This window comes from Hydrogenophaga sp. A37 (assembly GCF_002001205.1).
GTDB lineage: Bacteria > Pseudomonadota > Gammaproteobacteria > Burkholderiales > Burkholderiaceae_C > Hydrogenophaga.
This window is the reverse complement of the sequence record NZ_MUNZ01000168.1, coordinates 22076-28075: the sequence shown is the minus strand read 5'-3', so window position 1 is coordinate 28075 and position 6000 is coordinate 22076. Positions and strand designations below refer to the sequence as shown.

The window sequence follows — 6000 nt, the reverse complement described above, 5'->3', positions numbered from 1 at the left end:
CACCTCTACCGGGTCAACCCGGCGCCCAAGGAGGGGTTTGAGGTCGAATTCGAAATCCACGACGCACCCGGGCCGTTTGCTGAATTCAAAGGCGATCTGGCATACCAGTCCTTCAACTGCAACTACGTGACCAGCGAATGGGCCGGAGCGCGAGCCTCACCGTCGAAGGCAATGCCAGTCAAAGTGTCCCCCGCTGGGAAGAATCGCTTTGTGGTCACGGCCTACCGGGATGGCATGCTGGACGAGGACTACTACGGCAAAGGTGTGTGTCACTGGGATCTGACGTCCATCCGGGTGGGCATCAGCGCTACTGGGGCCAAGGAGGACACGGTGTATGTCGTCCATCTGGTGTCAAAGGACATCAACACTGGCTCGGTGATCAAACAGCACTACTGGAAGGGCGACTACCCTCGGTTGCCGGGAGCGGGAGACACGAGCAATTCGGGTCGACGAGACCCCAGTGAATTTGGCCCAACGCATCGCGCCAATCTCTTCTCCATCACTGCGTCCGTAAGGGGCAAGTCATGAGCATCGGCAGCCAGCAGTACGCCGATCTGGCACGCGATGCGTATCGAGGCCATCCAACAGGCTCGTATTCCAGAAGTGACGCCCGACCGGAGACCATCGGCGGCATTGCATATCTGATCCGAGCGCACGCGGACAACCCACGAACCGGCTACCAAGGCACGATCTATCAACGCGTGGACACCGGCGAGATCGTGGTGGCGCATCGGGGCACCGAGTTCGACCGGGAAGCCTACAAGGACGGGGTCCTGGCGGACGCCGGCATGGTGCTCAGCCGCTCCAACCTGCAAGCGGACGACGCCATCGCCCTGACACGGCAGGCCTTGACCATGGCGGCATCCGAAGCAACCAAGGACGGACTCGCACCAAACCCCGTCACCGTCACCGGCCACTCCCTCGGCGGCACGCTCGCCCAGGTCAGCGCGCACCACTTCGGTCTGACGGGCGAGACCTTCAACGCCTTCGGTGCGGCCAGCCTCGACCGGCGCATTCCCGAGGGTGGCCACTCGATGATCAACCACGTGATGGCCGGCGACATGGTCAGTGCCGGCAGCCCGCACTTCGGGCAGGTCCGCATCCACGCGCGTGCGCAAGAGGTGGACACGCTGACGGCCCACGGCTTCGACAACCAGACCCACTGGAGCGATCCGCTGCGGGGCCACCTCCCGGTCCACTACGCCACGGGCACCACGCCGCCGCGCACCATCGGCGCGGCCGTGGCCCTGGGCGACAGCCACCGCATGCACCACTTCGTGGACGTCGATGCCCAGGGACGACCCGACCACTCGGTGCTCCACGACGGACAGGCCCAGGCGCTGGCCGCGCGCAACGCGGTGCAGATCGGCGAGTACCGCCACGACGTGCGCCTCAAGCGCGGCATCATCACCGCCGTCGGGCGCGGGCTCGACGGTGCCATCGAAGACACCGTCGACCGCGTGCGCGGGCCGCTGGCGCCGGGCGAGCCCGCGCAGCGGGACGGGTCTGCCGCCGCGCCGACCTCGCGCCAGCACAGCCAACTCGATCTCGCCCCTGGCCAACCGGCCTCGCTGGACACCCTCTCTCCCGCATCGCGAAGGCTGCTCGCCGACAGCCGAGAGCAGGTGCAGCGCCTGGCCACCGAACACGGTCTGCCATGGAACCAGGGGTTGGAAAACACCGCCTGGGCGCTCGCCCGGTCGGCGCAGGAGGCCGGCCTCAGCCGCATCACCCACCTCAAGGCCGACGGCAACTCGGTGCGTTTCGCGCAGCACGACGGCCAGACCCTGCGCGAGGGTCGGATCGACGCCGCCGCGGCGGCCAACACGCCCGCCGGGCAGTCGCAGCAGGCCATGGCGACGCAGGGCCCGGCCGAGGACCGGGTGGCCGAAGCCGCGCGCGGCACCGCCCGCGAAACCGAGGCCACCGCAAGGGCCGTGTAGTGGGACGACCGCCCCGGCCGGGGCGGTCAAACGGTGGCTGCTGTGGCTTGCCTGAAAATACAGCCCATGAAACACCTGACCCCCAAGCAAGCCTGGTCGTGGCTGCAGGCCGAGACCGCGCGCCGCACCGCCGAGGGCCAGGAGGCGCCGCTGTTCGTGGACGTGCGCATGGAGATCGAATCGCTCTACGTGGGCCGTCCGCCGGGGGTGAACAACATCCCCTGGTACGAATATCCTGACCTGAGGCCCGACGCGGCCCGTTTTGCCGATGCGGTGGCGGCCGAGGCGGGTGACAGGCGGCGCCCTGTGATACTGATCTGCCGCAGCGGCAAGCGCACGCTGGACGCGGGCGCCGCGCTCGAAGCCGCCGGATTCACCGAGGTCTTGCACGTGGTGCACGGCTTCGAGGGCGACCTCAACGACACGTTCAAGCGCTCGTCGCTCAACGGCTGGCGGTACGACGGCCTTCCATGGGAGCAAATGTGACCGGTGTCTTGGGATCACCCGATGGCGCTGTTGCCATCGCTTGCCGTGCTAAAGCACTGTCCGCGCGCTGGCGCCTAGCCATCGGCCGCCCCAAGCCACCGGTTTTGTACCGCACCACACATGATTGATATTTCAGAGAGCGGCGAAACCCTGGAGACCTGCGCCGGCGTGCTGCAGGAGGTGTTTGGCTACGACGCGTTCCGTGGCCCGCAGGCCGACATCGTGCGCCATGTGAGCGAGGGCGGCGATGCCCTGGTGCTGATGCCCACGGGCGGCGGCAAGTCGCTGTGTTTCCAGATCCCGGCCATCGTGCGCGAGCGCGGCGGCCATGGGCTCACGGTGGTGGTGTCGCCGCTGATCGCGCTGATGCACGACCAGGTGGGCGCGCTGCTGGAGGCGGGCGTGGCCGCGGCCTTTCTCAACTCCAGCCTGAGCAGTGAAGCAGCCCAGGCGGTCGAGAAGCAGATGCTGCGCGGCGAGATCACCCTGCTCTACGCCGCGCCCGAGCGCCTGACCACGCCGCGTTTCCTGGCGCTGCTCGATTCACTGCACGAGCGCGGCAAGCTCTCGATGTTTGCCATCGACGAGGCGCACTGCGTGAGCCAGTGGGGCCACGACTTCCGGCCCGAGTACCGCGCACTGGTGGTGCTGCACGAACGCTTTGCCAGCGTGCCGCGCGTGGCGCTCACCGCCACGGCAGACGACCTGACGCGCGAAGACATCGTGACGCACCTGCAGCTGCAGGACGCACGCCGCTTCGTCAGCAGCTTCGACCGGCCCAACATCCGCTACACCATCGTCGAGAAAAAAGACGGCACGCAGCAGCTGCTGCGCTTCATCCGCGACGAGCACTCGGGCGCCGACGGCCACGACGCCGGCGTCGTGTATTGCCAGTCGCGCAAGCGGGTGGAAGAGGTGGCGGGCATGCTGCGCGACGCCGGCTTCAACGCCCTGCCCTACCACGCCGGGCTGGACGCGGCCCTGCGGCAAAAACACCAGGACCGCTTTCTGCGCGAAGAGGGCGTGATCATGGTCGCGACCATCGCCTTCGGCATGGGCATCGACAAGCCCGACGTGCGCTTTGTCGCCCACCTGGACATGCCCAAGAACATCGAGGGCTACTACCAGGAGACCGGCCGCGCCGGGCGCGACGGCGAGGCCGCCAACGCCTGGATGGTCTACGGCCTGCAAGACGTGGTGAACCAGCGCCGCATGATCGACGAGAGCCCCGCGGCCGACGAGTTCAAGCAGGTGCTGCGCGGCAAGCTCGACGCGCTGCTCACGCTGGCCGAAGCGAGCGACTGCCGGCGGATGCGTCTGCTGTCGTACTTCGGCGAGCCCAGCCAACCCTGCGGCAACTGCGACAACTGCATCAGTCCACCCGCGCTGGACGACGCGACCGAATCCGCGCGCAAGCTGCTCTCGTGCATCTACCGCGTGCAGCAGTCCAGCGGCATGGCTTTCGGCGCCGGCCACATCATGGACATCCTGCGCGGCAAGGTGACCGAGAAGGTCACGCAGTACGGCCACGACCGGCTCAGCACCTTCGGCATCGGCGCCGACCTGGGCGAAACGCAGTGGCGCGCGCTGCTGCGCCAGCTGATCGCACGCGAGGCCATCACCGTGGACTCGGCGCACTTCAACACCCTGCACCTGGCCGACGCGGCGCGCGCCATCCTGAAAGGCGAAACACCGGTCTGGCTGCGGCACGCGAGCGAGAAAAAAACCAGCTCGCGCAGCAGCGCCCGCAGCAAGAGCGCGGCGGCGACGGCGCCAGATGGCAAACCGCTCAGCCTGGCCGAGCGCGACTGCCTGGACGCGCTCAAGGCCTGGCGTGCCGAAGTGGCGCGCGAACACAACCTGCCGGCCTTTGTGATCTTTCACGACGCGACGCTGCGCGCCATCGCTGCTCAAAAACCGCGCTCGATGGCCGATCTGGATGGTGTGGCCGGCATTGGTCAGAAAAAACGCGAGGCGTATGGCGCCGAGGTGCTTCGGGTGGTGAGTGCTTTTGATTGAGCGGTGGGCGGCCCTCCACAGCGCTTTGTCAACCATCGTATGACCCGCTTTTGGCGCGGTGACCGCTCATCGGGGAGGGCCCGTGATTTGTGCTTCCGGCGCTCAAGGCGCGGCCGCCATGGCCGATGAAGAAGGTGACACCGGAGCATCCTGCCCGGCCCAGATCACTTCCCGGGAGATCACCATGTTTTTCAAGCTGCCTTGGTTTGGCAACAAAAAGCCGAGTTACCACGACACGCAGGTGCTTGAGCTGGACTTTCTGGTGGACGAGTTTGAAGACGCGATGGCCGACATCAAGGACCCCTTGCGCACCCGTCTGCACGCCGCGCTGATCGCGTGCAAGAGCCCCAAGGACCTGTGGTTCCTGCGCGGCAAGTTGTTCAACCTGATCTCCAAACACCATTGCGAAGGCGTCGCGCACAACCGTGTGGCACGCCTGGACCAGAAACTGCAGTTCTTTGTCGAGCACCACCCGGACCATGCGGCGGAGGAACTGCCTTCGGGGCCGATGGCACTGCTTCACTAACCCCCCGCGCCGCGCCTAAGGGCGCGTCACCCCCCAGGGGGCAACGCTGGCGGCCCGGCGGAGCCGGTTCCGCTGCGTTCTGGGCTAAGGCGCTTTCGCCGGAGAGGGGTCTGTGTTCCCTTCCTCTTCGACCGTTTTTTTGTTGTGAACGTCCTCCTCTGGCCCGTCCTTGCGATGGGCCTTTTTTTTGTGCTCCGTTCTTCCTGGCGGTGGTCTTTTTAGAATCTCCCCATGACCGCTGCCCGCACCCTGCTCATCGTCAAAACCGGCTCGACCCACGACCACATCCGCGAGCGCCTGGGCGACTTCGACGACTGGATCGCGGCGGGGCTGCGCGAGGGCGGGGCCGAGGTGGTGGTGTTCGATGCCCGGAGCGGCGCCACACCGCCTCCGCCCGAGACGGTGGCGGGCATCGTGCTCACGGGTTCGCACGCCATGGTGTCGGAGCGCGAGCCCTGGAGCGAGGCGCTGGTGCCCTGGCTGCAGCAGGCGGTGCAGGCCGAGACGCCGGTGCTGGGCATCTGCTACGGCCACCAGCTGCTGGCCCACGCGCTGGGCGGCGAGGTGGCGCACCACCCCGGTGGCGTGGAGATCGGCACCGTTTCCGTTCAGCGCCACGCCGCTGCGGCGCAGGACCCGCTGTTGGGCGACCTGCCCGACGCGTTCGACGCGCAGGCCACGCACTGGCAATCGGTGCGGCGCCTGCCGCCGGGCGCGGTGCTGCTGGCGGGCAACGCCTTCGAACCGCACCACGCTTTCCGCGTCGGCCGCAACGCCTGGGGCGTGCAGTTCCACCCCGAATTTTCAGACGAGGCGCTGCGGAGTTATCTGGACGGTCTGGGCCCGGTGCTGGAGCGCGAAGGGCTCGATGCACCGCAGATCGCTGCGGCGCTCAGGCCCACGCCCGAGGCGGCGTCGGTGTTGCCCCGGTTTGCGCGCCTGGCGCTGGCTTCGGCCGAGTGAGCGGGCGTTTGCGTTTCGCTCGGGCATGGATTCGGAGAGAGGCGGCCAGCCCAGGGCGCCGCG

6 protein-coding genes are annotated in these 6000 nt (G+C 67.6%); all 6 read left to right on the top strand.

The genetic code is table 11. The features are described 5' to 3' along the window. On the top strand, positions 1 to 528 hold a 528-nt coding region (locus tag B0E41_RS27245), incomplete at its 5' end, for a hypothetical protein (protein WP_077334716.1). Beyond that, a complete protein-coding gene (locus B0E41_RS22610) occupies positions 525 to 1943 on the top strand; it encodes an XVIPCD domain-containing protein (protein ID WP_077334714.1) in 1419 nt (472 codons plus the stop codon). The genes B0E41_RS27245 and B0E41_RS22610, both read left to right, overlap by 4 nt. A gap of 66 nt (positions 1944 to 2009) precedes the next feature. After that, entirely contained in the window at positions 2010 to 2429 is a 420-nt protein-coding gene (locus tag B0E41_RS22605; protein ID WP_077334712.1) for a rhodanese-like domain-containing protein, read from the top strand. 120 nt (positions 2430 to 2549) lie between these two features. Further along, positions 2550 to 4448: a DNA helicase RecQ gene (gene recQ, locus B0E41_RS22600; protein WP_077334710.1), complete on the top strand. Its 1899-nt coding sequence runs from the start codon at positions 2550 to 2552 to the stop codon at positions 4446 to 4448. Positions 4449 to 4632: 184 nt separating this feature from the next. Further along, a complete protein-coding gene (locus B0E41_RS22595) occupies positions 4633 to 4974 on the top strand; it encodes a hypothetical protein (RefSeq protein WP_171984848.1) in 342 nt (113 codons plus the stop codon). 231 nt (positions 4975 to 5205) lie between these two features. Further along, positions 5206 to 5937: a glutamine amidotransferase gene (locus B0E41_RS22590; protein WP_077334706.1), complete on the top strand. Its 732-nt coding sequence runs from the start codon at positions 5206 to 5208 to the stop codon at positions 5935 to 5937. Positions 5938 to 6000 lie beyond the last annotated feature (63 nt).

What these genes read in the sequence shown, in the direction of transcription:
- B0E41_RS22605 (WP_077334712.1), top strand. Translation starts at nt 2,010, where the DNA reads ATGAAACACCTGACCCCCAAGCAAGCCTGGTCGTGGCTGCAGGCCGAG.
- B0E41_RS22610 (WP_077334714.1), top strand. Translation starts at nt 525, where the DNA reads ATGAGCATCGGCAGCCAGCAGTACGCCGATCTGGCACGCGATGCGTAT.
- recQ (WP_077334710.1), top strand. Translation starts at nt 2,550, where the DNA reads ATGATTGATATTTCAGAGAGCGGCGAAACCCTGGAGACCTGCGCCGGC.
- B0E41_RS22590 (WP_077334706.1), top strand. Translation starts at nt 5,206, where the DNA reads ATGACCGCTGCCCGCACCCTGCTCATCGTCAAAACCGGCTCGACCCAC.
- B0E41_RS22595 (WP_171984848.1), top strand. Translation starts at nt 4,633, where the DNA reads ATGTTTTTCAAGCTGCCTTGGTTTGGCAACAAAAAGCCGAGTTACCAC.